We start from the raw sequence: 25,680 nt of genomic DNA on the forward strand, positions 1-25,680 counted from the left end.
TTACATTCGGCTGATTGCATTGAAGTGTGAAGTGATGGCTTACCATCTTGCTGCATAACCATGTAACAGCAATGTTAAACAACTAAATATTATCAATGGCTTACTGATTGCAAATCAAAGTTCCGTTAGAATATTGTCCTCTAACAGATAGGTGAGTAATATGAGTCGTTTGCAGTCCTCGAAGGGTTTTACATTAATTGAGCTGGTTGTGGTCATTATCATCCTTGGGATCTTGGCCGTCGTCGCAGCACCACGGTTTTTAAACCTAGGCCAAGATGCCCACGATGCCAGAGCCAAAACCACATTTGCGGCCTTTACCTCTGGTGTTAAGCTTTATCACAGTTGCTGGCTTGCGGGCGGTCACTCAGGTTATACCCAAGATCTCGCCTGTTATGGTGACGGCACTTTAGACTCAACCACCACGGGCTTTCCACTCGGAAAAGACACGGTTCAAAGCAGCAGCCAAGGCACTCAATTACAAGGCGCTTACTGCGGAGAACTGTGGCAATCGTTACTCGATAATCAGAACTTTGTCCTTACCACACACACTGATTGGGAAAAACAGCAAGCACCTAATATCGACATCGTCTACTGGTATAGTGGCGGGGCTATAAGCGATCCAAACACCTACTGCTATTTCAACTATGTATCAGATGATCGCCGTTTAGACAGTGAACATTGGGATCTTAAATATTATCCCATCGATGGTCGTACGGTTGTCGGTCGCTCCACCTTATCAGCGCCTTAACGCACTGCACATCAATGTTCGCCACAGGACATAAAATCCCCCGCTCCCTGTGGCTTTTTCTTCGATTACTTGAATTATTGTCATCCATCCCCATATATATCCCATCATCCACCGCAACTTTTGCTGCGGGCCAGAAGAGGATTCATTGTGACCACTATCGTATCAGTACGCCGTAATAATCAAGTTGTCATCGCCGGCGATGGCCAAGTCTCCCTAGGCAATACCGTCATGAAAGGTAACGCCAAAAAAGTGCGTCGCTTATATCACAACAAGGTACTGGCAGGTTTTGCAGGCGGCACCGCCGATGCTTTCACCCTATTCGAGCGTTTTGAGGCCAAACTTGAAATGCACCAAGGCCATTTATTGCGCTCGGCCGTTGAGCTCGCCAAAGATTGGCGTACCGACCGTATGCTGCGTAAACTCGAAGCCCTATTAGTCGTGGCCGATGCGGAAACCTCGCTTATCATCACAGGTAATGGTGATGTCGTTCAGCCAGAACACGACTTAGTCGCCATTGGTTCAGGCGGCAACTATGCCCAAGCGGCGGCCCTTGCACTATTGCAAAATACTGAGCTGTCAGCCCTAGAAATCGCCGAAAAATCCCTGACTATTGCTGCGGATATCTGCGTATTCACCAATCAATTCAAAACGATTGAAGAACTCAATTACTAAACAGCCCGTGAGGAATATTATGTCTGAAATGACCCCCCGTGAGATTGTCCACGAGCTGGATGCACACATTATTGGCCAACAAAAGGCCAAACGTTCTGTTGCTGTCGCCCTGCGCAACCGCTGGCGCCGGATGCAACTTGACGCGGATTTCCGTCAAGAAGTCACCCCAAAAAATATTCTGATGATTGGCCCAACAGGCGTTGGTAAAACTGAAATTGCCCGCCGTTTAGCTAAGCTTGCCAACGCGCCTTTTATCAAGGTCGAAGCGACTAAATACACAGAAGTGGGTTATGTCGGTAAGGAAGTCGAGCAAATCATCCGCGACTTGACCGATATCGCCATCAAGCTGACCCGTGAACAGCAAATGGGCAAATGTCGCCAACGCGCCGAAGAAAATGCCGAAGAGCGCATTCTCGATGCCCTGTTGCCTAAGCCGAAAAACGACTGGGAAAGCACTGAAACCGATTCCAACTCAAATACCCGTCAAGTCTTCCGCAAAAAGCTACGCGAAGGCCAATTAGACGATAAAGAAATCGATATCGATGTGGCCCAACCGCAAATTGGTGTCGAAATCATGTCGCCTCCAGGCATGGAAGAAATGACCAACCAGCTGCAAAGTCTGTTTAAAAACATGGGCCAAGCACCAGCAAAACGTCGCAAGATGAAGATCAAAGAAGCCTTTAAGCTATTGATCGAAGAAGAAGCGGCCAAACTGGTTAATCAAGAAGATTTAAAAGAACAAGCCATTGAAATGGTTGAGCAACACGGCATAGTGTTCCTCGACGAAATCGACAAAATCTGTAAGCGCGGCGAAACCTCAGGCCCAGACGTTTCCCGTGAAGGCGTGCAACGTGACTTACTGCCGCTGATCGAAGGCTGCACTGTCACCACAAAACACGGCATGGTAAAAACCGACCACATACTGTTTATCGCCTCGGGCGCATTCCAGATGTCTAAACCATCGGATTTAATTCCTGAATTACAGGGTCGTTTACCGATCCGTGTCGAGCTAGATGCATTATCAGCCAATGATTTTAAACGCATTCTAACCGAGCCACACGCCTCGCTCACCGAGCAATATATCGCGCTGATGGGCACAGAAGGCGTGAAAGTTGAATTCAGCGAATCGGGTATCGACAGCATTGCGAAAGCAGCATGGCAAGTGAACGAGCGCACCGAAAACATCGGCGCCCGTCGTTTACACACTGTGATGGAAAAGCTGATGGAAGACATCTCCTACGAGGCATCGGAAAAATCGGGCTCCGCCTTTGTTATCGACGCCGACTATGTCAGCGCCCACTTAGATAACTTAGTCCAAGACGAAGATCTCAGCCGCTTTATCCTCTAGTGCAAAACCCGTTCACCGCCAAGCCCAAACGACTTGGCGGTGAACGGCGACTCAAATGCAAAAGTGTGACTCAACCGAAAAGTCGACTCCAAACGCTAGGCGACCCTAGCTTACCCTTTGTATCCTTGGCCGCGAGTGGTTACATTAGTCAGGTGTTATTTTAATGAGTCGTTATCCTATCCTTAGCATTTTCTTGGTAGCCAACCTATGACCACAGCAACGCCCAATGTCACCGATCTTAAACTGAAACGTAAATCGCGCATTCTAGAAATCAGTTTCGATAATGGTGAGCAATATCAGCTCAGCTGCGAGATGCTCAGAGTCTACTCGCCCTCAGCCGAAGTGCATGGTCACGGCAACCCCAAGCTGGTCACCCACAAGAAAAACGTCAACATCAGTGCCATAGAACCCGTCGGTAATTACGCAGTGAAAATCGTCTTCGATGACGGCCACGACACAGGCCTATTCTCGTGGAAAGTACTCTACGATCTCGCCACCCACCAAGTGGATCTATGGGAAAAATACCTCGCCCGCCTACGCGCCGAAAAAGCCTCACGCGAACCGCTGATTGCGATGAACATAAAGTACAACTAGTACGTTAGGTAAATGGACACTTAATTGTGGGATGTAAACTCTAGAAACAGAGAATTTAACAATGGGTAGCTTGTGAAGCTGTGACTTCTCTTACTGACTTGAGTATCAAAGGAAAGACCATGTCGGAAAAAATCCCCTGCCAAGAATGTAAAACCTTAATCCTTCCGAGTACCGCCGAGAAAAATGAGGGTTTATGCATGCCCTGCAAACATGGCATACGTGCAAATCTCGAGCGTGCGAAGGAATACTACCAACAAGAGCGTGAACTCGATAAAACCTGTCCCTTTCGAGCCTTTTGGCGAGATCTTGTTGTAAGGGTACATAACAAAGATCAAGGTTTTTATACGCTTAGACCAGAGGAACAAAACTACTATGCGGTGAACTGCTTATCTGGCGAAGTCTATAATGGTGGATTTATTCAGTATTTCGACAACTCTTCAGGTGAGCATTACGCCTTTGCTGAACGTGGACTTATCCAAATGGGAGCAAGCCACTCGTTAAACTTACTACACCAAGCAAAACAGGCCGTGTTTGGCGAAAAGCCAGTACCAATAGACAGAGATCGTCGTTTAGCCGCAACCGATAACCAAGACCTGTACAGCGTACTCGATAAGCTCGATGACGAGTTTTATAAAGATCTAGATGATCTCGATGCCAAGCTTAAAAGCTACGCCCTTGATTACGGACTGGTAAATAAGACTTAACTGGCGATTGTCGGTAATCACTTAAAGATAAAGGCTATCCTTGGCAGAAATAAGCATAATTGAGCCTATCTTGCTGACCCCATACCGCAGTCCAGCCATTCACATCACTCATGTAAGCGAAATAAATGGACTGCGTTTTAAGACAAACATCTTGAAATGGCGCTTTATTCTCATTAATAAAATGCGCCGACCTAACCAGCACATCGGTACAAACGTCTTCATCCTCCACTAACCAAATAAAATCATCACGCCATTCATCCAATGCTATCGCCGCCTCTGGGGAATAGAGTTTCAACTTATCTTGCGCGAGTACCATTTGCTCTGGAGTCACAGAACATGAAACCGCCAACTTATCGAATACACCTGAGCCGCCAGCCCAAAAAGACAAATCAAATTCCAACCTATCCTCTAGCGGCGTAAAACCCAATAAATTTTCGATAATCATCAAACTTTTAGCTAAATCGGCATCAGGCCTTTGGTAACGCTTTTCAATTCCATCATATTCCCGCATACAAACTAAGCTCCTGCTGCGTTAAGTGACGCATTAAAATTGAGTAACATACTATAAAATAATAACTTTTTGATCAATGCACCCAACGATTAAGACTATTACGCCAGTGACTCGCCAACTTTGATTTAAAAATGAGTTATCCCTAAGCGCTTGATGGCGCCATTTGCAGCATAAGGAAGCGCGAACACTGCGATCACATGGTCAAGGATAATGGAATGAAAATTATCAGGCCTACCATTTTAAATCAGCAACTTCATCAAGTAAGGCCAGTGATTTAAACCGTCCCTCCTAAAAGCGGCCTGTACAGTTATCTTCTTGATTTGCTTGTCTTGCTATTAGCTCATTCAAACATCGCACTCTTTTGAAAACTTAGGCATGATATATCGCATAATCGGCTGCGGTAAATTGCGATTGAATGCTTTAATCGGTTGACCTCATGCGCCTCAACTAGCTCTCCTTAAACGGATTTTTGCGTTAACTTATCGCCTTTAAACAACTTATGTCACTGCTCAAGTACTTCGCGGTCAGTCCAACGATTGGCACTGTCGATATCGGCTGGCAACACCACATGCAGATAATTCGACATCACCGCAAAGGCTGCAACATCGATAGCAAAAACGGCTTCAAGTTCAAACAGTAGTGACTCAACCCAACTACGGCGATGGTCATAATTTTTCCCAGAATAGGCATCATCGCCACATAAAAAAGCACGCCGCACAACGCGGCTATAGCAATGGTAATAGGGAATGTCTTCAAGGCTTATTGAGTTCTGAGAGGACGCGGCATATAAACCTCCTTGTTTAATGCTTATAGTCGGAGGTTAACTACCACGCCATTTAAGCTGGGTGTCTTGAAAACAGCTTCTTTGTAGGCAACCTGAAAGTGCATTATATTGTTGCTCTAAAATGGATGGCCAGATTTATTATTTGCCCTGCATATGTGATAAAACAGTTAAACCTTCGCTGGAAACAAATCTTAGAAATGGAGTATTGTCAGTGACAACGAGAACGGAATTACTCAATAAATTAAGCGCCTTATCGACCGCCGATCCAGAGCACTGTCCTGTAGTGACATTAAATGAGTACTTTTTAGAAAACGAAGATGAAGAGTCTATCGCACCCAATAATTGGGGTTATGGTCGACCATCCATCAAAGAAATCTATCGTTGCTTGAAAGAAATCGAACATAGGTCAGATGTGCAAGGTGTTTATGTTGGGATGCACGATGAATGGTCCGAAGCACTTGAGGATGATGAGCTATGGCCTGCAGCTGAGAACATTCATATTCTTACCTGTGCGCCTCTGGCGGAAGTGGAAGAATGGATTGAAGGAATCGCGGCAGATGGAATGGGGACAGGCTGGCCCTATGGCGAACATCAACTATCCCCTAAGCCGTATGCTGGCTATCATGTCTATACAGTATATTGGGATTAGTGGTTAGCTATCTCACTGTTTATGTGAATTTTATTGCATCAGACAACCCCAAAACATCGGTCTAGGCCGATGTTTTTATATCTAAGGATACCCAATCTCATTTTTGTAATATAAAACGTGCTCCACCAGCCTTATTATATGAATTAGCTCTTGTTATTTAGACTCCCATTGTTAAATTTTAAAAATGGAGTGTTAGTACTCTTTTTAAATACTAACAAACAACCCTAAAACTTCAGAAGTTTACCTTCCCCTGCGAAGTTGCTGAAGGGCGTTGAAGAAAATCGCATGAGCGAGGCATGGATGCCAAGTTAGCTTTCGTATTCTTTATTTAATTAATAGGGATGTACCACCGTAAGCGTTAGCGATTTTGAATAAGCACGAAGCCCTGCTTATAAATAAAGAGTTAATGCATGTAACTTCGCTAGGGTGAGTGCTGCGAAACAGCGGTACAAACGAGAGCCAAAGATGACGAACTGGCGGTTAGACATGGACGTTGTTCGGCAAGGGCTCTTGATTGAAATCAAGGGGGGAAGCCCCACGACTTTGACTTTGCTTTAAAAGCTATCAAACCAAGCTTAGATAAACCTCCTTGTCGAAATCACGACAAATACCCTGCTTTGTGATCCTCACTGCAACCCAATTCGTAATGTCAGGCAATATCCCATCGCGAAATGCTTAACCGCGAAAGTCATTCAACGAGTCCACTTAATGCAATTACAGCAATTCCATACAGTTAGACTAATTTTAGGCGATCAACTCAATGCCCAGCATTCTTGGTTTAACCGTGTTGATGACCAAGTACTGTATTTGATTGCAGAACTGCACCAAGAAAACACTTATGTGACCCATCATGTGCAAAAGATATGTGCCTTCTTTGCGGCAATGGCGCAATTTGCCAAAGAGCTGCGTGCGCAAGGGCATCAAGTGCTTTATTTGAATCTAGATGACACTCATGATGGCACCCAAGGCTATAGCGATCTACTGACTCTAATTCAACATCAAGTGACACAGGTTGGCGCGATCAAGTTTGAATACCAAAGGCCTGATGAATACCGCTTACTTGAGCAATTAAGTCAGCTTAAACTCAACACAGCCGTGGTGAACTGTGTCGATACTGAGCACTTTATCTTGCCCTTTGACGAAATCGATGCGCAGTTCCCCGTCGGCAAACACATTATGATGGAGCACTTTTATCGCCGCATGCGTAAGCGTTACAACATCTTGATGCATGACGCAAAACCACTCGGCGGGCAATGGAACTTTGATGTCAGCAACCGTCAGAAACTTAAAACTCAAGATATAAAAGTCTTGCCTGAGCCATTAATGTTTAGCTTCGATGTGACGGAAATTCTCGCACGTCTTGAACGTCATCAAATTCCGACCATGGGTCGTATTGATGCGCCATTGCTGTGGCCGATAAACCGTGCGCAAAGCCTCGAATTATTAACGTATTTTTGTCAGGTTTGCTTGCCTTCCTTTGGCCGTTTTCAAGATGCCATGACAGCGCAACATCCTGCCAAGTGGAGCTTGTACCATAGTCGACTATCATTCAGCCTTAACAGTAAATTAATCAGCCCGTTAGAAGTCATCAATACGGCCATCGAAAGTTATCAAACGAATGCTGAGATTGATATCGCTCAAGTCGAAGGATTTGTGCGGCAGATATTAGGTTGGCGAGAATACGTTCGCGGCATTTACTGGGCGAATATGCCGCATTACGCCAGCACTAATGCGCTCGATGTCCATGGGACGCTGCCCGATTATTTTTGGCATGGCGACACTAAAATGAACTGCATGCGACAAGCCTTATCCCAATCATTAGATTTTGCCTACGCCCATCATATTCAGCGCTTAATGGTGATCGGCAATTTCTGCTTATTAACCGAAATCGAGCCAAATCAAGTCGATGAGTGGTATTTAGGCGTGTATGTTGACGCCATCGAATGGGTTGAAATGCCCAACACCCGCGGCATGGCATTGTTTGCCGACGGCGGCATTGTCGGTACTAAACCCTACGCCGCCAGCGGCTCTTACATTAATAAAATGAGTGATTACTGCAGCGGCTGTCATTACAAGATAAAAGAGCGCAGCGGCACACTCGCCTGCCCGTTCAATAGCTTTTATTGGCGCTTTATGGACAAACACCGCGCGCGATTATCGCAAAATCCTAGGATCGGCATGCTATACCAAACTTGGGACAAAATGGACGAGTCCGTAAGAAGCGCCATATTAGCCACAGCGGAACACAACCTCGTTCACCTAAACCGTTTGTAGCTGAGTAATGTTAAGCGTGACTCATTGATATAAAGAGTTTGATATAAAGAATTTGATATAGATATTTGGATAGGGAGAATTTGCCATGAAAGTACTTATCGTCGGTGGAAGTGGGGGTATTGGTCAAGCCATGGTTAAGCGAGTCCAAGAGACATATCCCGACGCAACCGTGCACGCCACCTACAGGCATCATCTTCCTCAAGACACGCAGAATAATATCCAATGGCATGCGCTAGATGTGACCAATGAGGCCGAGATTAAACAGCTGAGTGAACAACTCACTGAATTAGACTGGATGATTAACTGTGTCGGGATTTTGCACACCCAAGATAAAGGGCCAGAAAAAAGCCTACAGTCATTGGATATCGCCTTTTTCCAGCACAATTTAACGCTCAACACCCTGCCCAGCGTCATGCTGGCGAAGCACTTCTGCCATGCCTTAAAACAAAGTGACTCGGCAAGATTTGCCGTGATATCGGCAAAAGTCGGCAGCATTACCGATAATAGATTAGGTGGCTGGTACAGCTATCGCGCCTCAAAAGCTGCGCTGAATATGTTTCTCAAAACACTGTCGATTGAGTGGCAGCGGAATATGAAACACTGCGTAGTATTAGCCATGCATCCGGGCACCACAGATACGCCATTATCTCAACCCTTTCAACAGAGTGTGCCTAAAAGCAAACTGTTTACACCTGAGTATGTCGCCAACTGCTTGCTGCCGATCATTGCCAATGCCACTCCGGCACAAACAGGGTGCTTTTTCGCCTACGATGGCACTGAGTTACCTTGGTGAAATAAGCTGAACAGTAAGCCAAGTCGCGCGATGCGTACGGGCTCTTGCAACGTACATATTTCAAAGGCCATCTTTCAAATGGCTCTTGCAAAGTACATTTTTCAAAATGAATCCGGCAAAGCGATGGATCTTTGCCCTTAAAAAAGGGTTATGCCCAAAAGCACCACTAATCCTTAAAGCCACCCGCTCAAAAATCACCCGCCTAGAAACAACCCGCTTAACCTCGCTAACAATTCCAACCTAACCCAATGAAAATTCATCAATAAAGCACTTTTTACGACTCACAAAACCCGCCATTTGACTAGGCTAAATCGCTATTACCCAAAAGTCCTAATTCAAATTTAAAAGCACCTAAATGAATGCTGAAGATAGTTCCTTTGTACGATTGTTAACACTTTTACATTTAAATAACATATAAGGTCATGCGGTTATTCACGCTTTACACAGAATAAAAATCTGAGAATTTCCGCCTGAGCAACAGCTCATTCTATTCGGCCATGGCAGAGGGATGCCGACGACCCTGTAGAAATTACAATAAAAAAACGCTCGCCCGAGCCAGTTAAGCAGTATGGCATTCCAACGTTAATGACAAACGGAAAAAGGATTTTAAGCATGATGCTAAACAAAAAACTGTCGCTACTCTTCATTGCTGTGTCGGCCACGTTAGGCACATCCGCATTTGCTGCCGATGTTGTCGATGTCGGTACTCTTAGAAGCGCGTCTTCAAGCAATAACTTAGTGTCTCAGTTCAACTTAGACGCAGGTAGCCAACTCAAAGTCGAGAAAAAACTCGACCTAGGTCAAGGCAAGCAGAAACAACGTTTACAACAATATTTCCATGACGTGCCTGTTTATGGTTTCTCTGTTGCAACGTCACAATCGAGCATGGGCTTCTACAGCGACATGTCTGGCCGCGTATTAAAAAATATTGAAAAGTCGGCTGATTTTGTCAAACCCACTTTAACGGCTAACAAAGCGTTAGATATTGCCATTCGTGGCAAGTCAGAGAAAGCTGTTGCCGGCCTAAAAGCTGAAAACAAACAAGCAAAATTATGGCTTTACCTTGATGATGCGGCTAAAACTCGCCTCGTTTATGTGACGTCTTTTGTTGTATATGGCGATGAGCCAAGCCGTCCATTCACTATGATTGACGCACACTCAGGTGAAGTGCTCAAGCGTTGGGAAGGGATTAACCACGCCGCGAGCGGTACAGGTCCTGGCGGTAACATCAAGACTGGCCAATACGAATACGGTACAGATTTCTCTTACTTAGACGTTGAAGTGAGCGGTGACACCTGCACCATGAACTCACCTAACGTGAAAACCGTTAACTTAAACGGTGCTACATCAGGCGCAACAGCCTTCTCTTATACTTGCCCACGCAATACAGTTAAAGAGATCAACGGTGCTTACTCGCCATTAAACGATGCGCACTACTTCGGTAACGTGATCTACAAGATGTATAGCGAGTGGTACAACACTGCGCCGTTAACTTTCCAGTTAACGATGCGAGTTCACTACAGCAACAACTACGAAAACGCTTTCTGGGACGGCAGCGCTATGACCTTCGGTGATGGCGCAACAACCTTCCACCCATTAGTGAGCTTAGATGTCTCGGCACACGAAGTGAGCCACGGGTTCACTGAACAAAACTCAGGGCTGGTTTACGCAGATCAATCTGGCGGCATGAACGAAGCCTTCTCAGATATGGCGGGTGAAGCTGCTGAATTTTACATGCACGGCACAAACGACTGGTTAGTCGGCGCCGATATCTTTAAAGGCAGCGGTGCACTGCGCTACATGGCAGATCCAACCTTAGACGGTATCTCAATCGGTCATATCGACGATTACTATGATGGCATCGATGTGCACCACAGTTCAGGTGTATTCAATAAAGCTTTCTACACTTTAGCTAACTTACCGGGTTGGGATACACGCAAAGCATTCCAAACATTTGTAGTCGCTAACCAATTATATTGGACGGCGGACAGCTTATTCTGGCAAGGCGCCTGTGGTGTTAAATCGGCCGCAACTGACTTAGGCTTAAATGCTAGCGATGTGGTCACTGCGTTTGCCGCTGTGGGTATCACCCCTTGCGAAACCCCACCACCACCGCCACCACCAGAAGCCACTGAGCTCGCCAACGGTGTTGCTGTGACAGGTTTGGCGGGTGCGTCAGGTAGCAAAAAATACTACAAACTAGACGTCGCTAGCGGTGCAACTAACCTGAGCTTCAATATGTCAGGCGGCACAGGTGATGCGGACATGTATGTTAAATTTGGTCAAGCGCCGACGTCTAGCAGCTATGATTGCCGTCCATACAAGTCAGGTAATGCCGAAAGCTGTGCTATTGATCCTGCTCAAACGGGAACTTATTGGGTGATGGTCAGCGGCTATAGCAGCTACACAGGTGTGAGCCTAGTGGGTGCTTATGACGGCGATGACACACCAAACCAAGCTCCAACCGCAGGCTTTACTGCAAGCTTTGCTAACGGTAACGGTAGCTTCACAAGCACCAGTACTGACAGCGATGGCGACCTGACGTCATGGAACTGGGATTTTGGTGATGGTACAAATGCCGCAGGTGCGAGTGTCAATCATCAGTATGCCCAGTCAGGCAGCTACACAGTGACACTGACTGTAACTGACAACGATGGCGCAACAGCAAGCACTTCGGCAGAATTTGCGGTTGAAGTCCCTGAAGTCGCATTAGAAATGGCAGTAAAAAATGCGAACAAATCTCGTCGCGGCAGCATTCGTGTTGCACTCGAATGGGAAGGTCACAACGCTGATGAATATACTATCTTCCGTAACGGTGTTGCGGTGGGTACTTCAAGCAGTTCATCGTTTATTGACCGCTTCACTGACCTAGCTGGCGCAAGCTTCACCTATAAAGTGTGTGAAACTAACGGCCCTTGCTCAAACGAAGAAACCGTTAATTTTTAATCGCATAACCTAATCGTGCAGTGGCGCTAGCGTAAAATCCTAGCGCTAATTCATCGATTCACTTCTCGTTTTCTTGTTAATGCCACTCAGCCCTTTTGAGTGGCATTTTTTATGGTCAAACGGCTCAGCCTCAGTACCTCATAAGGTTTGCCTTAAGCTGTTGCCTGTTGCTCCTTGCCCCTTGCCCCTTGCCCCTTGCCCACACGTGGATGAATCGTTACTTCAAATGTCCACTTTCACCCACTGGTTTCTTCAGCAATTTACGTTGTAACGTCCGACGATGCATTCCCAATTGGCGAGCCGTGGCGGACACATTGCCTTGGTTAGCATTGAGCACTTGCTGAATATGCTCCCACTCCAAACGCTTAGGATTAAGTGGCGAATCGTCGACTTCATCTTCTTGAAGAGTATGGGAATGCCCATCCATTTCCAGTGCGGCGAGCAAGGTTTGGGTATCCACAGGTTTAGCTAAATAATTATCGGCGCCGAGACGAATCGCTTCCACCGCAGTGGCGATACTGGCGTAGCCGGTGAGTAACACCATAGTCACCTTGGGCAGCAGATGACGCAGCGGCACAATTAATCCTAGGCCATTGGCTTCGGCAAGCTTCATATCTAAAAGAATATGGCTAGGACGAAATTCCCGCGCCACCAGCAGAGCATCACTGGCATCATGTGTTAATCGGCATTCAAAGCCATGGCGTGTTAATCGGCGGCCTAAAATACTCGCAAGGGAAAGGTCATCCTCAACAATCAACAAACGTTTCATGAACTTACCTCGTCACTAACCTTAGTCTTGTGCGATACAGACGACGCCAGCCCCCTTAATATAGTGAAACGAATTTGTGCCACAGTGCCACCTTGGGGATGATTAGCCAAAATCAACTCTGCACCCAAACGCTCTAAACTGGCATGACTGAGTAGCAAAGCGACACCTAAACCCTTGGGACTTTCTATGAGTAAGGTGCCCAACTGTGGCAATAAATCGGGCGCGATACCAGTGCCATAATCGCGGATCTGCAAGTAGATCTGCTCTTCGTTTGGCGCTATATCTAAACTGATATCCACCTGCGGCGCACCTATGGTTTCGGCGCTAGCGCGGGCAGCATTTTCAATCAAGGCCATGATGGCTGGCGTTAAACTCATATCAGTCAGAATACTTTGCTCTGCCAGTTGTTCAGGCATACAAGTGATCAACCAATTCAGTTCAGTTTGCGGCATTAACAACAAGGTTTTTTGCTTTAAACTGTCCACCAGCTCAATGATCTTTAGTGGGCGCTGGCGGCGATCGCGGATCGACTCCGTCGCTAATCTCAGCTCGGCAAGGGTATGTTCACAGCGACCTAACGCAGTTTCCATCTCGACAATCGTTATCGAGGTATCGCTCATGTCTTCTTTTACTTCATCGAGTAATAACCTCAGACTCGAGAGCGGCGTGGCCAATTGATGCGCCATCTGCGCCGATACTGTACCTAGGGCTAAGAGTTGCTCCTGACGCAATTGCCCTTCGCGCATATAAGCTAACTGCGCATCTTGGCGGCGCATACGCTTAGTGATTAACGCTACGCTGGTTGTCATCACCAAAGCTGAAATCACAAAGTTGAACCACATGCCTAAATAGTGGGAACTCATGTCCATACCGTGGTGCTGCATGGGGGATTCGGGCACAGTAAAGATCATCAGGCTGTAGGCAAAGGTTGAAATAGCCGTCAGTGCCCAAGGCGCCCAGATCGGCAAAGTCACAGCAGCAAGTGCAATCGGCAACAGTAATAACGAGATAAACGCATTGGTCGCGCCGCCGGAAAAGTGCAACCAAGATATCCAAAATAGCGTGTCTAAGCTGAGCGCAATAAAGAGGCCGCGCTCCTTAGCAAATAAGGGTTTACGTAGCGCCAATGTGAGCGAAAGGTATAACACCTCTAGCACTAACACATGCACTAACGGCTCCATTTGCAGGCTAAGACCAAAAGTATCGGCGGCAAACGTGGTTAAGCCTATTTGCAGCAGCAAACCTAAGGTTCGCAGTAATGCGACTTGGTCGGCAGCCTGTAGACTGGTCCCTAAGATCTTAGCCATGGCGATTCCTACAGAGTGAGTCCGAGCGTGGCAAGTGCACCACTCGATAGTGTTAATGCTTGGCACACGCCTGTGGCAAAATTGATTTCAGAACTAATCCCCAGCGCAGCTAAACGCGCACAGCTTAAGGTGCAATCCCTTGGCCGCTTGGCGTTATCTGTCGGCGTAGACTCAGGCGTTAAGTGCGCGGTACTGAGTTGGAGAATATCCCCTAAGGTCAACAACATCTGATACTTAGTCATAGTCTCTGCGGCGCTAAAATGATAAATCCCCTGCACGGTAGAATGTTCAATATGCTGTGCAATCATCTTGTCTATGGCTTGGGCAATATCGGCGGTCGAGGTTGGACTGCGTATCGCCCAATGATCAACACCCTGAGCGCGACGCTCAATCAATTGGTTAACCAGCACTAGCACAGCAGATTCACTCAGCTTTTCTACTTGGCCGTAAAGGATTGGCAAGCGTAGCACGGCAAAATCAGCGCTAGTGTCTAGCACGATTTCTTCGCCCTTTAGCTTAGATTCACCATAAAAATTAACCGGATGAGTGACTGCATCTTCAGCGTATTTAGGTTGAGTGCCATCGAACACATAGTCAGTGGAAATATAGATAAGCCAAGCGTTATTGGCCTTAGCTGCCATAGCTAAGGCTTGGCTCGCGGTTAAGTTAAGCGCCAATGCCGCCTGCGGATTTTGCTCGGAAACATCGGGGCGACGCTCGGCGGCGCAGTGCACTATCACTTGCGGTTGCTCGCGGGCGATAAATGCCTCGACATCCGAAGGGGCGGTAAGATCGAGTTTATGCACTCGTTCACTTGCGCGGCTAAAACCCGTGGCGATAACCTCATGTCCTGTTAATTCAAGCTGTTTTACGACAGCTCTACCGAGTAGCCCAGTCGCCCCCGTGACCATAATCTTAGCCATATCGCCCCATTCAGTTTCAACGCATATTTATGGCTAACAATTCTAAAAGCTTTTCATATTCAACGCACTTGTTTACTCTTCTAAACCAAACTTACTTAGGGTTAACTCATGCAAGATTAACCCAAATACCCATAGGCAGAATTTGAGTACGACACTTCCTCTGATATTAGCTGGCCCCATGCTGCGCCACTGCGATGCCTCACACTTTACCCTGTGGTTTGTAAGTCGTGAGCCATTAACTGAACTTAAGCTGCGTCTTGGTGAGCAAGAGAACCTATTGCAGGATGCCGATTTACACTATGTGCCACTTGGGCAACATGCCCATCAATATCTAATAATACTGTCGCGCCCAGAGTTGCTCGCGCCCAATATCGTCACACCTTACCAAGTGTCTGCCGCTCAGCATGGTGATATTTTTGCCACGATAAGCCAGCTAAACTACGGCGATGCGTCGACGCCAAGTGTACGTTTTACCCCTGAATTAACCCAAGTATTCCACGGTTCCTGCCGCAATCCGCATCACCACAGTGACGATGCACTGGTAGCCGCCGATACCCATTTAGCCAAGATAATCAACAGGGGTGCGGAGGATGATCGCCCTGCACTTATCATAATGAGTGGTGATCAGGTCTATATTGATGATGTTGCGGGACCTATGTTAAGCGCCATAGGGCAAGTCATCAATTTGCTTGGTCTTAAACATGAGCAATTTGAAGGCGCGAGCATCACCACTAGTGAAGACATTCATTATCAGCCCGCATATTTGTATCAACGGCATAAAAACCTGTTGCCTCATACCCAATATCCGGCCAAAACTGCGCTTTGGCGTTGGTATCGCAATCACCCCATTTTTACCTCCTCCATCGCCGTAAATCATTTGGTGAGCCTAAATGAAATCATCGCCCTGTATTTACTCACTTGGTCACCTGAACTGTGGGAATTAGTGAATATCTCGAAGGATGTCGACGGCTTAACGCCCGCAAATAACGCCCGCTGGCAGAATGAATGGCAACATTTGCTCGGCTTTAAAGCTGGGCTGACGCAGGTGAGGCGCTTTATGGCGCACATTCCCGTTTACATGATGTTTGACGACCACGACGTCACCGATGATTGGAACCTGACTGCTAAATGGGAACAAGCGGCCTACGAACACGCATTTTCGAAACGCATTATTGGTAATGCCTTAATCGGCTACACCTTATTCCAAGGACTTGGCAACGCGCCTGATAAATTTGCCGCCGATATCCGCCCGCTGCTCGATGCGTTTTTTACGCGACAAGAAAGCGAAAGTCAGGATCTGCTCATCGATGAATTACTTAAATTTGAGCAGTGGCATTACACCTTAGAGTCCTCGCCCAAACTGGTCGTGCTCGATACCCGTACCCGCCGCTGGCGCAGTGAATCTAATCTTGCAAAACCTTCCGGCTTGATGGATTGGGAGGCGTTAATGGATTTGCAGCAAGAGTTACTCGGCCAGTCGAAGGTCATTATCGTCTCACCTGCGCCCATGTTTGGGGTCAAGTTGATTGAAGCTGTGCAGCGTACAGCCACTCTGATCGGCGGTTCCCTGTTAGTAGACGCCGAAAACTGGATGGCCCACCCGGGCGCCGCCAATGCACTGCTGAGTATTTTTATGCACCGAAAAACCCCTGAGGAGTTTGTGATCCTCTCCGGCGATGTGCATTACTCCTTTAGTTACGACATCAGTATTCGTTTTAGACGCAGTAGTCCTAACATCTACCAAATCACCTGCAGCGGTATTAAAAATCACTTCCCCGAGAAGCTGTTACCGATTTTCGATAAACTCAATGGCTGGTTTTATGGCCACTTTTCACCACTTAACTTACTGACAAAACGTAAACGTATGTTGCTGCGTGGCAGGCGACCAAATGGTGAGCCGAGTAAACGTCTAGTGAATAAAAGCGGAATAGGTATGTTGGAATTAGCAGATGATGGTGCACCAACAAAAATTGCGGTTTTACATGGTGATATGAGCGAAACCTTGTTCGAACCGCCCAAACAGGAATAACAGCTTAAACAGGTTTATGATGTTTAACCGTTTCAGGTTGAGTGGCACCAGAGCCTGAATCCATCAAGGGCGTATTTTTGGATAACGCCTCATCGGTTTTGGCAGGTTTTGGCTGAGCCTGATTGAAAATCAGTGCTTCTGGCTGCGACTTATTCGACGGTTTTTCATGCGCCATTTGATCCCAAATGCTCTTAGGGCTTTGATCCCGCTCGGCATCGACTTCTGCTGTCGATGTGCCAGACGAACTCGGTTTCTTCGGTTCAATCACCGAACTCGCCTTACGGATCTCGGCGGCAATGTCATTCAGATAAGGCTGCTTAGTCCAGTCACCAAAATACATGGCCCCCGCTAATACTGCAGCGCAAAGCAAGATAGAGAAGATCGCAGATTTGGTCATAATGGACTTCCTTTAAACAATCGTAATATGGCTCCCTATGGCAGAGACTCAGATACTGCAGATTGTATTCATACCATCACAGGGCCAAGCACACAATTGCACCCGATTATTTCCTTTAAACAGACTGGAAATAATGCTTTCCGCTGACTAAAACTCAAAACCTTGACATTGCATGTCGTGGTGCATCCCGCTCACTGGGTCAATAAAACGTAAACGCTGTGCCATCAACTTAAGAGGCGTCGCAAAGTTATCCGGTCCTTTGGGTAATAAGCTTGGATAAAATCTGTCGTTTAACAATGGCATACCTAAGCTTTGCATATGCACACGAAGTTGGTGAGTTTTACCGGTAATCGGGCTCAAATGAAATAAACCGACATCGCCTTTTACCGCCACTAAACTGATTTCGGAATGGGTATTCAACTCACCTTCCACGATTTTCATGGTAAAACTCGGGTCGCTCGGTTGCATACGGTTTGTTACCGTCCAGTGCAATGGCAAAGTTAAGCAGCCCTGTTGATATTGTTCAATAATCTCAGGAGTCAACTTGGCAATCGCTTGATAGTCTTTACGAATCGCATCGTCGATAAAGAGTTGATGATAGAGCGCGCGGGTTTCAGGCGCGACCGTCATTAGGATCACTCCAGCGGTTTCACGATCAAGCCTATGAGCGGGCGCGATAGTATCAATGCCAGTACGCAATCTTAGTCTATGCACCAAACATTCGTTCACATAGTTGCCACTTGGCGTCACAGGCAAAAAGTGCGGCTTGTAGGCCAAAATGACATTGTCATCTTGGAATAGGATCTGTTCTTCGAAGGGAATTTTCGCTTCAACCGGCACTTCACGGTAGTAATACACCCGCGCCGCTGGACGATATTCAGTGTCCAAGTCGATCAAACTGCCATCCCGCCAATGCACTTTTCCATCGAGGATCCGCTGACGCCATACATCTTCACCTATACGGGCAAAATGTTGTGCAAGAAAGGCAAACACTGTGGGTTTATCTGTGACATTCACAGGAAGCACTATGTAAGAAGGTTGGGCGGCGCGGGCAGATGCAGTCATATCACAAAAAAAGCGGCTATAGAAAGCCGCTATTCTAGCCTTTTTGTGGTTTTTCAGTCCACATGGGACTTGATGAGTTGCAGCACGAAGTCCAAGGTTTTGTGGCAATCTGGCTGATTCACTAATACTAATTTATCTTTGTTATACATAGGCAAAACCTCGAGCCAGCGTTGGCTCACCCAAGCGGCGTCTTCCAAATGCACTTGAGAATAGAGCTCAAACAGATCGGGATTCACTTCATAAAATTGCTCTAATGCGGCGCTTATCAACTCAAATTCACCTTTAATCGGCTCTTCTTGCCAGTTACGGCAAGGTAAAGTACGCGCCATCCACAGCTTATCTTTGGCCTGCGCCGCCGAGAGGATGCTGACGCGTTGACGCCCTTCGAGCACTATGCTGAGTGAATCATCTTCTAGCTGATTAAAATCGATAATGTCACATTGGGTGGCTGTGGGATAACAGGGCGGACTACCACTGGGTCTAATGGTGGCAAAGGCGAGCACATACTTGCCCTTGAATACATCGGCCACCATGCGCAGATGACCGGGGTCAACCACACGAACCTCCACCCGTCCCTGTGGCAGTAACAAGGCATCGCGCATGAGTAACGCCATTTCTCGTGTTTGCATAGCAACCTCCTGCCCCAAATAGAAGGAAACGAACTCAATGCATTCGTATTTCCTATTATTGTAGAGTGTAGCAGGTGAAAGAATTTCCTTCCTGAAGCCGCTGAGCGCACAAAGAAATTTGCGACCCCGCTATTTTGAATCAGGGCATTTCAACCACGTCATGCCAAACCCAGTTTTCGAGACAAAATCAATTCAACCTAAAAGTGTTCTAGCCGATCCAGCACATTTCCCCTTACGACAACCTCAGCAAACTCCTCGGCCAGACGTTCACTCAAAGCCACAGACGTGCGCCAATATTGCATCCGCTGCGCCGTGTCCAGTTGCTTAAAATCTTCACGGTCAGGGATTTTGCCAAAGGGCAATGAAGCAACAAATTCGGCCGATGGCGCCAACACTAGCGCATTGTGATAATTAGCGCGACCTTGGCGCCACTTCAAGGATTTATCGAACCATCCTGGGCTGATAGTCGGATAAAAATGCGGATACAGCGTCAGCCCCTTAGCACGGGATAAAGGCAAATCAAAATGATAGTCGGTAATGCCGCCATCGTAATACTGCCCATCGGCAACGCCTTCAATTTGGGACACTGGGGCCAGCAACAAAGGAATCGACCCCGTTGCTAACATCACAGCATCGACATTAGCCTCGGTTAATTCGACCTGCTGACTGGGTAAATCGTTGAGTTGCAAAAAGGGAGATGCTGCAGCTTGTTGGCTAAAGACCACACGCTCAAAATGCCAACCTAAACTCCGGCGGCTCACTAAGTTGGTCGCCGCCGTCATCGCCAGCCCCGCCGCAAGCGGAAGCTTTGCCGTTAAACGATTTAAATGTTTAGCTCGGCACACGACGAAATGACTGTGAATATGAACGTTATTAACGATTTCCCTGCCACCGTTTGCCCCTAAAATGCCCTGCACTACGCCTTTAACTTGCGCACTGACTTCCTGCGGTGTTGGCATACTGTCGTAACGCTGACCAATATAAAAATCCTCTAAGCGGCCATAGGCTATGAGGGGATCTTGCTGCGCCAAACACGCTAAACGCCAAGCCCCAGAGGAAGCGCCTAATGTATATAAAGGCGTTTGCCTGTCTTTGAAAAATTCAGCAAACAAATACTTATCTAGCCCTGCGATACCAAGCCACTTAGGTCCACCAGAGGCGGCAAGCAACTGGGTAAAATGCTCAGCTTTAAGGCCTTGTTCTACCAAGGTGTTAAATGCAGTTGGTCCTGCAAGAAATCGTAACGCTGACAATTCTATGTACCTTAAAACCAATGCCATTAGAGCAAAATAAAATAGTAAACCACGAAGGTATACGTCAATAAACAATTCATATCATCAACTTAACTCAGTCGCAATGTGCATGCGACAACGTGTATTGTGCCGTACGATGCCTCAAAAGCACGCAGGTCGATAGGGAGGTTTTCATCAATATATTCAACTGCATTTTGAATATTATTTAGAACACTAGGCTCTGAGTTAGCACATTTACGTCTAAATGTAACAATTGTTACAATGATAACCTTCTCGGCATCAGATTGTTATTTTATCTGCACACCTAAGTTCGAGTATTGGGTCACAAACATCATTGAGAGGTTTTTATGCGTCTAGCCGTTATCGCATTGGCAGTGTCATCCACACTGGTTATTCCAGCAGTCCAAGCCGAAGAGCAACAAACAGGCTTCGAAAAAATCGAGATCATAGGCTCACGCATAGCACTACGCACGGCAACTGACAGTGTTGCGCCGGTCGATATCATTACTGCCGAACAACTCGAATCAACAGGTATGACGGAAACCGCTAAAGCGCTGCAATTTGCTGCGCCAAGCTATAGCTTCCCATTCTCCTCGGTGACTGACGGTTCAGATGCGGTACGCCCCGCGAGCTTGCGCGGCCTTTCGCCAGATCACACCTTAGTACTCGTAAATGGCAAGCGTCGCCATGGTTCTGCCCTAGTACATTTAAGCGGCACTATGGGAAAAGGCTCCTCTAACGTCGATTTAAATGCGATTCCAATGACAGCGATAAAACGCATTGAAATTCTCCGAGATGGAGCCTCGGCACAATACGGTTCAGATGCGATTGCTGGCGTGATTAACGTGGTACTCAAGGACAGCGATCAAGGGGGAAGCGTCTCGGCGCAAGCCGGACAAACCTACCAAGGTGACGGTGAGCAATGGCGTGTAGGCGTTAACCATGGGATCAGTTTAAGCAATGATGGCTTTGTCAATGTCGCCCTCGAAGCGCATCACAAAGACAGCACAAACCGCGCAGGGTTAGATCCACGACAGCAATACCCTAAGTTAGCAGATGGCCCAGCAGATCCGCGCGAAGCGACATTTAACCGTAAGAGCCACCACGTTGGTGATGCCGAATATGATAATGTCGGTTTATTTATCAATGCGGCTCAGCCAATATCTACCGACGGAAAACTGTATGCCTTTGGTGGTATTAGCCAACGTGAAACTAAATCGGGTGCTTTTTACCGTTTAGCTCTCGATGCCCGTAACTTACCCGAAGTGTATCCTGACGGTTTTTTACCGCAAATTAACCCCCAAATTATCGATTCATCTCTTACCCTAGGCTATGAATTCAACCTGAGTGACTGGGATATTGATGCCTCAGTGGGATATGGCAAGAATTCATTTAACTATAATATCGTCAATACCTTAAATGCTTCCTTAGGCCCTGAAACTCCTACCGAGTTCGACGCAGGAACGTTATCGACCCGTGAAGCCAATATCAATTTAGATATTTCCCGTTATTTTGCCTTTATAAACGATTCTGAAATTCTGTTTGCGACCGGTGTTTCATGGCGCCAAAACGGCTATGAAATTGAAGCCGGAGAAGAAGATTCGTATATCAATGGTGGCTATAATGGCAAAGCGGCGGGTAGCCAAGGCTTCACCGGTTTTACCCCTGAGTCTGAGGTTGATGAAACGCGCGATAACACAGGCATTTATGCCGAACTTGAAAACCAATTAACCAACGAGTTTTACTGGGCGGCAGCGCTACGCTACGAAAACTACTCTGACTTTGGCGGCAACACGAGCTGGAAACTCGCGGGTCGTTACGATTTTACCGACAACTTAGCCCTGCGTGGCACTATCAATACAGGCTTTAGAGCGCCGAGCGTACAACAGCTGTACTTCAGCAATATCTCGACGTTATTTAATCCCGATCCAGTGACGGGGCAACTGGTTCCTATTGAATCAGGTACTTTCAACACCTTATCACCAGTAACAAAGGCACTTGGGATTAACGAGCTAGAACCTGAAATATCTCAATCATTTAGTCTCGGTCTTGTTTATACCAATAACGCTGGTCTAGCGGTAACGCTCGACACTTACCAAATAGAGATTGATGACCGCATCATTTTATCTGGCGCTCTAAGACCCGCTGATAGCCCCGCGGTTGCGACCGCACTAGCAGGTACCAATGCTGATTCAGCACGCTTCTTCGTCAATGCCGTCGATAGCCGAACTCGCGGAGTCGATCTTGTTGTTAGCCAAGACTTTGATATTGGCACTTGGGGCGATTTACGGGCGAACTTAGCCTATGCCTATAATAAAACCGAGATCCAAGACATCAATCTGCCGTCTATTTTAGGCGGATTAGAAAAGAAACTCTTTGATGGTATAGAAAGAACCCGCATGACGTCTGCTACGCCGCATAACACGGGTAGCATTGGGCTGACCCATGAACTCGGGGATTTTAAAACCAATATCCGCTTAAACTACTTTGGTGACTACAGTGAAGGTTATTCAACGGGTGATGTGAACTATAGCGATCAGTGGGTGATGGATCTGTCGGTAAGATACGCCGCCACTGATGCGCTAAGCTTTACCGCTGGGGTGCAAAACTTGTTTGATGTGTATCCAGAAAAACGACCAGATAACAATAACTTCAATGGTATCTTCGTATACCCATTAACCAATACCCCCTTTGGCTTTAATGGTGGCTACTACTTCTTAGAAGCCAAATACACTTACTAAACTCGTTTTAGCTAAGTTTAATAATACTTGATGTAGAAACAGGTCATTCAATGGCCTGTTTTTTATGCCGACATGTTTAGACCTGCTTCCAATCGACAAAGCTTATGTCCTAACTGTGGTGATCGGATTATAATCTTTACCATTCGCCCATTTCACTTCCACCATGTCGAGTAGCCGATGATCGTCGATACCTTAAAAAACCGCCATATTTATCAATCCTTAAGCCCTCGGCTTGCGACTGCATTAGAACATCTAGCGACGACCGACTTTAGTCAGCTACCAGTAGGCAATTATCCCCTCGATGGCGACAATATTTTTGTGATAGTGAATGACTATCAAACCAAGCATAAGTCAACAGAACCCTTTGAAGTTCATCAAAAATATATCGATGTGCAATATGTTTTCAGCGGTGAAGAAGAGTTTGGTTACTTGCCACTAGCGGAGCAAACACCCTCGAAACCCTATTTTGAAAAACACGATTACGCCGAGTTTGATTACGAGGCAAACCAAGCCAATGCCTCTTATATCAAACTCAAAGCAGGCATGTTTGCGTTATTTTTCCCCGGTGACATGCATATGCCCGGCACAGGCGATATAGCCACGGCGGTGCGTAAAGTCGTGATAAAAGTGAAGATCTAAACCTTAAGCCATCTTTGTCGAACCTGAGCGTTCGATTTTTAGAGAAATAGCAACTGAAGAGCGCAGTGATATGCGCTTTGGCTATTTCCGATTAAAGCCAAATATTGCTAAAATTGTCACAAATTTATAGGAGAGTCCCTGAAATGCCCATTTACGTTGTCGGTCACAAGATCCCCGATTCAGATTCAATCTGCGGTGCTATCGCGTTAGCCTATTTAAAAAACCAAATCGGTGAAGAAGCCATTGCCGCACGTTTAGGTGAATTGTCACCCGAAACTGCTTTTATTTTGGAACGTTTCGGCTTCGAAGCACCGGAATACAAAACCAGCTACGCTGGCGAGCAAGTGTATATCGTTGACCATTCAGAACTGACTCAAGCACCGGATGATATCGCCCAAGCGACTATCGTCGGGATTGTCGATCACCACAAGCTAGGCGATCTGACCACAGATACCCCGTTAGAATGCTGGATCCGCCCAGTAGGTTGCAGCAACACAGTGATCAAGATGATGTTCGACTTTTACCAAGTCGCTATCCCTAAAAATATCGCTGGCATCATGATGTGCGCCATTTTGAGCGATACCGTGATTTTCAAATCACCCACTTGCACCACTGCCGACATTCGCTGCGTTGAAGCCTTAGCAGAAATCGCCGGCGTTGAAGATTTCAAAGAACTGGGCATGGAAATGTTCAAAGTGAAATCAGCCGTGCAAGGCACACCTGCACGTGACTTAGTAATGCGCGACTTTAAAGACTTCAACATGAACGGTAACTTGGTCGGTATCGGCCAGTTAGAAGTGATCGACCTGTCAGTATTTGACGATATCAAGGCCGAGCTAGAAGCCGATATCAAAGCGCTCAAAGTGGAAGGTAACCGCCACAGCGTTTTATTGCTGCTGACTGACATCATGAAAGAAGGTTCAGAGTTGTTGATTGTGTCTGACGATGCGCAGCTGACCCAACGTGCCTACGGTAAAGATACCGTCGATGGCAAAGTGTGGTTAGACGGCGTATTAAGCCGTAAGAAACAAGTAGTACCACAGCTACAAGCTGCATTCGCATAGACATTATATCGTCGCCGAATCGCAACAGTAATAGCGTATTAAGGCCGGACTCAGTTCGGCCTTTTATATTTTTAAGGCAAAATTGATATCACCTGTGCCTTAGCCTTGCTAATCACTGCAAACGAAAACGGGCATGAAACTTTGCTCATAAATCTATCCAACCAGAGAAGTTGGCGAGTATGATGGCCCAATCATCCCATTGATTTGATCACTTTCATCCATGCCAGAAGCGCTACAACATATCATCACAGAACTCACGCCTTGGCTGCAGCAATATGGGTATGTGCTGCTATTTGTCGCGATTGCTGTCGAGGGTTTTGGCATTCCGGCGCCAGGACAATCCTTATTAATTGTCGCCAGTTTATTAGCCGCTACAGGGCAAATGTCACTGCCATTGGTATTAATCGTCGCTGCTTGCGCTGCACTCTGCGGTAACAGTTTAGGATATTTTATCGGCTGGCGCTTTGGTGATGTGTTGCTTAAGAAGGGCTGGATAAAACCGCAATTGGAAGACAAAATCCATGGCGTTATTGGTCAATATGGCATTGCCGCTTTAGTGTTGAGTCGTTTTGTTGAGGGATTAAAACAATTTATGTTTATCGGCTGCGGTCTCGCTAAAATGCCATTAAAACAATTTGTGATTGGCAATGCTCTCGCCACCAGCATTTGGGTGACGCTCTTTGGATTAGGCCCAGTGTTAATCCGCGATGAAATCGCTCCCATGCTGGCGTTTTACCACCAGCATAAGTACCCCACATGGGCCATGGTCAGTCTGATACTCGCCGTGCTAATCACTTTTACTTGGCGCAGGTGGCAAACCAAAAATCCGCAGTAAGCGATT

At 46.7% G+C, this 25,680-nt stretch carries 22 protein-coding genes and 1 pseudogene; 14 read left to right on the forward strand and 9 right to left on the reverse strand.

Annotation, left to right across the window (positions count from 1 at the left end):
* Positions 1-160 precede the first annotated feature (160 nt).
* From L5M38_RS07570 to L5M38_RS07590, 5 genes are all read left to right on the forward strand, one after another.
* Positions 161-748 carry a type II secretion system protein gene (locus L5M38_RS07570; protein ID WP_263178697.1) on the forward strand — a complete coding sequence of 196 codons (588 nt, stop codon included), beginning with the start codon at positions 161-163 and terminating at the stop codon, positions 746-748.
* Between the two features lie 147 nt (positions 749-895).
* Positions 896-1,420, forward strand: coding sequence for an ATP-dependent protease subunit HslV (gene hslV / locus L5M38_RS07575; RefSeq protein WP_006083300.1), 525 nt, complete (start codon positions 896-898; stop codon positions 1,418-1,420).
* 19 nt (positions 1,421-1,439) lie between these two features.
* Positions 1,440-2,768 (forward strand): HslU--HslV peptidase ATPase subunit, encoded by a 1,329-nt coding sequence (gene hslU, locus L5M38_RS07580; protein WP_263178699.1) that lies wholly within the window; start codon positions 1,440-1,442, stop codon positions 2,766-2,768.
* A 207-nt stretch (positions 2,769-2,975) separates the two neighbouring features.
* Positions 2,976-3,362, forward strand: coding sequence for a gamma-butyrobetaine hydroxylase-like domain-containing protein (locus L5M38_RS07585; protein ID WP_063883307.1), 387 nt, complete (start codon positions 2,976-2,978; stop codon positions 3,360-3,362).
* A gap of 119 nt (positions 3,363-3,481) precedes the next feature.
* Positions 3,482-4,066, forward strand: coding sequence for a DMP19 family protein (locus L5M38_RS07590; RefSeq protein ID WP_263178700.1), 585 nt, complete (start codon positions 3,482-3,484; stop codon positions 4,064-4,066).
* Between the two features lie 34 nt (positions 4,067-4,100).
* On the opposite strand, the gene L5M38_RS07595 is transcribed toward L5M38_RS07590, so the two are convergent.
* Both L5M38_RS07595 and L5M38_RS07600 read right to left on the reverse strand, forming a co-directional pair.
* Entirely contained in the window at positions 4,101-4,577 is a 477-nt protein-coding gene (locus L5M38_RS07595) for a hypothetical protein (RefSeq protein WP_113940112.1), read from the reverse strand.
* 291 nt (positions 4,578-4,868) lie between these two features.
* Positions 4,869-5,363 (reverse strand): annotated as a pseudogene (locus L5M38_RS07600) (transposase); the annotation flags it as partial.
* Positions 5,364-5,572: 209 nt separating this feature from the next.
* On the opposite strand from L5M38_RS07600, the gene L5M38_RS07605 reads away from it, so the two are divergent.
* The 4 genes from L5M38_RS07605 (at position 5,573) to L5M38_RS07620 (ending at position 12,023) form a co-directional block, all read left to right on the forward strand.
* Positions 5,573-6,010 carry a hypothetical protein gene (locus tag L5M38_RS07605; protein ID WP_113940113.1) on the forward strand — a complete coding sequence of 146 codons (438 nt, stop codon included), beginning with the start codon at positions 5,573-5,575 and terminating at the stop codon, positions 6,008-6,010.
* 708 nt (positions 6,011-6,718) lie between these two features.
* Positions 6,719-8,284: a cryptochrome/photolyase family protein gene (locus L5M38_RS07610; protein ID WP_263178702.1), complete on the forward strand. Its 1,566-nt coding sequence runs from the start codon at positions 6,719-6,721 to the stop codon at positions 8,282-8,284.
* Positions 8,285-8,369: 85 nt separating this feature from the next.
* Entirely contained in the window at positions 8,370-9,077 is a 708-nt protein-coding gene (locus L5M38_RS07615; RefSeq protein ID WP_263178703.1) for an SDR family oxidoreductase, read from the forward strand.
* A 612-nt stretch (positions 9,078-9,689) separates the two neighbouring features.
* Positions 9,690-12,023, forward strand: a complete 2,334-nt coding sequence (locus L5M38_RS07620; protein WP_263178704.1) for a M4 family metallopeptidase — start codon at positions 9,690-9,692, stop codon at positions 12,021-12,023.
* Between the two features lie 217 nt (positions 12,024-12,240).
* On the opposite strand, the gene L5M38_RS07625 is transcribed toward L5M38_RS07620, so the two are convergent.
* From L5M38_RS07625 to L5M38_RS07635, 3 genes are read right to left on the reverse strand one after another with little or no spacing between them, the layout of a single operon-like run.
* A complete protein-coding gene (locus tag L5M38_RS07625; RefSeq protein ID WP_105251231.1) occupies positions 12,241-12,792 on the reverse strand; it encodes a response regulator transcription factor in 552 nt (183 codons plus the stop codon).
* Positions 12,789-14,099, reverse strand: a complete 1,311-nt coding sequence (locus tag L5M38_RS07630; protein ID WP_263178705.1) for a sensor histidine kinase — start codon at positions 14,097-14,099, stop codon at positions 12,789-12,791. The genes L5M38_RS07625 and L5M38_RS07630 overlap by 4 nt, the downstream gene beginning before the upstream one ends.
* Positions 14,100-14,107: 8 nt before the next feature.
* On the reverse strand, positions 14,108-15,022 hold the full coding sequence (locus L5M38_RS07635) for a dTDP-4-dehydrorhamnose reductase family protein (protein WP_263178706.1): 915 nt from the start codon (positions 15,020-15,022) through the stop codon (positions 14,108-14,110).
* Positions 15,023-15,200: 178 nt separating this feature from the next.
* On the opposite strand from L5M38_RS07635, the gene L5M38_RS07640 reads away from it, so the two are divergent.
* On the forward strand, positions 15,201-17,051 hold the full coding sequence (locus tag L5M38_RS07640; protein WP_263178721.1) for an alkaline phosphatase D family protein: 1,851 nt from the start codon (positions 15,201-15,203) through the stop codon (positions 17,049-17,051).
* Positions 17,052-17,055: 4 nt separating this feature from the next.
* Here the strand turns inward: L5M38_RS07640 and L5M38_RS07645 are convergent, their stop codons facing one another.
* The 4 genes from L5M38_RS07645 to L5M38_RS07660 all read right to left on the reverse strand — a co-directional run bounded on the left by L5M38_RS07645 (position 17,056) and on the right by L5M38_RS07660 (position 20,395).
* Positions 17,056-17,448, reverse strand: a complete 393-nt coding sequence (locus L5M38_RS07645) for a hypothetical protein (RefSeq protein ID WP_263178707.1) — start codon at positions 17,446-17,448, stop codon at positions 17,056-17,058.
* A 147-nt stretch (positions 17,449-17,595) separates the two neighbouring features.
* Positions 17,596-18,513 carry a pseudouridine synthase gene (locus tag L5M38_RS07650; RefSeq protein WP_263178708.1) on the reverse strand — a complete coding sequence of 306 codons (918 nt, stop codon included), beginning with the start codon at positions 18,511-18,513 and terminating at the stop codon, positions 17,596-17,598.
* Positions 18,514-18,566: 53 nt separating this feature from the next.
* On the reverse strand, positions 18,567-19,142 hold the full coding sequence (locus L5M38_RS07655) for an LON peptidase substrate-binding domain-containing protein (RefSeq protein WP_105251225.1): 576 nt from the start codon (positions 19,140-19,142) through the stop codon (positions 18,567-18,569).
* Positions 19,143-19,339: 197 nt separating this feature from the next.
* On the reverse strand, positions 19,340-20,395 hold the full coding sequence (locus L5M38_RS07660; RefSeq protein WP_263178709.1) for an alpha/beta hydrolase: 1,056 nt from the start codon (positions 20,393-20,395) through the stop codon (positions 19,340-19,342).
* A 347-nt stretch (positions 20,396-20,742) separates the two neighbouring features.
* Between L5M38_RS07660 and L5M38_RS07665 the strand changes: the two genes are divergently transcribed.
* From L5M38_RS07665 to L5M38_RS07680, 4 genes are all read left to right on the forward strand, one after another.
* Positions 20,743-23,136, forward strand: coding sequence for a TonB-dependent receptor plug domain-containing protein (locus L5M38_RS07665; protein WP_263178711.1), 2,394 nt, complete (start codon positions 20,743-20,745; stop codon positions 23,134-23,136).
* A gap of 177 nt (positions 23,137-23,313) precedes the next feature.
* Positions 23,314-23,775 (forward strand): YhcH/YjgK/YiaL family protein, encoded by a 462-nt coding sequence (locus L5M38_RS07670; protein ID WP_105251222.1) that lies wholly within the window; start codon positions 23,314-23,316, stop codon positions 23,773-23,775.
* Between the two features lie 143 nt (positions 23,776-23,918).
* Entirely contained in the window at positions 23,919-24,839 is a 921-nt protein-coding gene (locus L5M38_RS07675) for a manganese-dependent inorganic pyrophosphatase (RefSeq protein WP_173496421.1), read from the forward strand.
* A gap of 220 nt (positions 24,840-25,059) precedes the next feature.
* Positions 25,060-25,674 carry a DedA family protein gene (locus tag L5M38_RS07680; RefSeq protein WP_263170141.1) on the forward strand — a complete coding sequence of 205 codons (615 nt, stop codon included), beginning with the start codon at positions 25,060-25,062 and terminating at the stop codon, positions 25,672-25,674.
* Positions 25,675-25,680: the final 6 nt, after the last annotated feature.

The sequence above is a fragment of the Shewanella sp. SM101 genome (assembly GCF_025654465.1).
Classification (GTDB): domain Bacteria; phylum Pseudomonadota; class Gammaproteobacteria; order Enterobacterales; family Shewanellaceae; genus Shewanella; species Shewanella oncorhynchi.

Coding starts and splice junctions, on each gene's coding strand:
- L5M38_RS07570 (WP_263178697.1), top strand. CDS start 161: ATGAGTCGTTTGCAGTCCTCGAAGGGTTTTACATTAATTGAGCTGGTT.
- hslU (WP_263178699.1), top strand. CDS start 1,440: ATGTCTGAAATGACCCCCCGTGAGATTGTCCACGAGCTGGATGCACAC.
- L5M38_RS07585 (WP_063883307.1), top strand. CDS start 2,976: ATGACCACAGCAACGCCCAATGTCACCGATCTTAAACTGAAACGTAAA.
- L5M38_RS07590 (WP_263178700.1), top strand. CDS start 3,482: ATGTCGGAAAAAATCCCCTGCCAAGAATGTAAAACCTTAATCCTTCCG.
- L5M38_RS07595 (WP_113940112.1), bottom strand. CDS start 4,577: ATGCGGGAATATGATGGAATTGAAAAGCGTTACCAAAGGCCTGATGCC.
- L5M38_RS07610 (WP_263178702.1), top strand. CDS start 6,719: ATGCAATTACAGCAATTCCATACAGTTAGACTAATTTTAGGCGATCAA.
- L5M38_RS07615 (WP_263178703.1), top strand. CDS start 8,370: ATGAAAGTACTTATCGTCGGTGGAAGTGGGGGTATTGGTCAAGCCATG.
- L5M38_RS07620 (WP_263178704.1), top strand. CDS start 9,690: ATGATGCTAAACAAAAAACTGTCGCTACTCTTCATTGCTGTGTCGGCC.
- L5M38_RS07625 (WP_105251231.1), bottom strand. CDS start 12,792: ATGAAACGTTTGTTGATTGTTGAGGATGACCTTTCCCTTGCGAGTATT.
- L5M38_RS07630 (WP_263178705.1), bottom strand. CDS start 14,099: ATGGCTAAGATCTTAGGGACCAGTCTACAGGCTGCCGACCAAGTCGCA.
- L5M38_RS07635 (WP_263178706.1), bottom strand. CDS start 15,022: ATGGCTAAGATTATGGTCACGGGGGCGACTGGGCTACTCGGTAGAGCT.
- L5M38_RS07640 (WP_263178721.1), top strand. CDS start 15,201: ATGCTGCGCCACTGCGATGCCTCACACTTTACCCTGTGGTTTGTAAGT.
- L5M38_RS07645 (WP_263178707.1), bottom strand. CDS start 17,448: ATGACCAAATCTGCGATCTTCTCTATCTTGCTTTGCGCTGCAGTATTA.
- L5M38_RS07650 (WP_263178708.1), bottom strand. CDS start 18,513: ATGACTGCATCTGCCCGCGCCGCCCAACCTTCTTACATAGTGCTTCCT.
- L5M38_RS07655 (WP_105251225.1), bottom strand. CDS start 19,142: ATGCAAACACGAGAAATGGCGTTACTCATGCGCGATGCCTTGTTACTG.
- L5M38_RS07665 (WP_263178711.1), top strand. CDS start 20,743: ATGCGTCTAGCCGTTATCGCATTGGCAGTGTCATCCACACTGGTTATT.
- L5M38_RS07670 (WP_105251222.1), top strand. CDS start 23,314: ATGATCGTCGATACCTTAAAAAACCGCCATATTTATCAATCCTTAAGC.
- L5M38_RS07675 (WP_173496421.1), top strand. CDS start 23,919: ATGCCCATTTACGTTGTCGGTCACAAGATCCCCGATTCAGATTCAATC.
- L5M38_RS07680 (WP_263170141.1), top strand. CDS start 25,060: ATGCCAGAAGCGCTACAACATATCATCACAGAACTCACGCCTTGGCTG.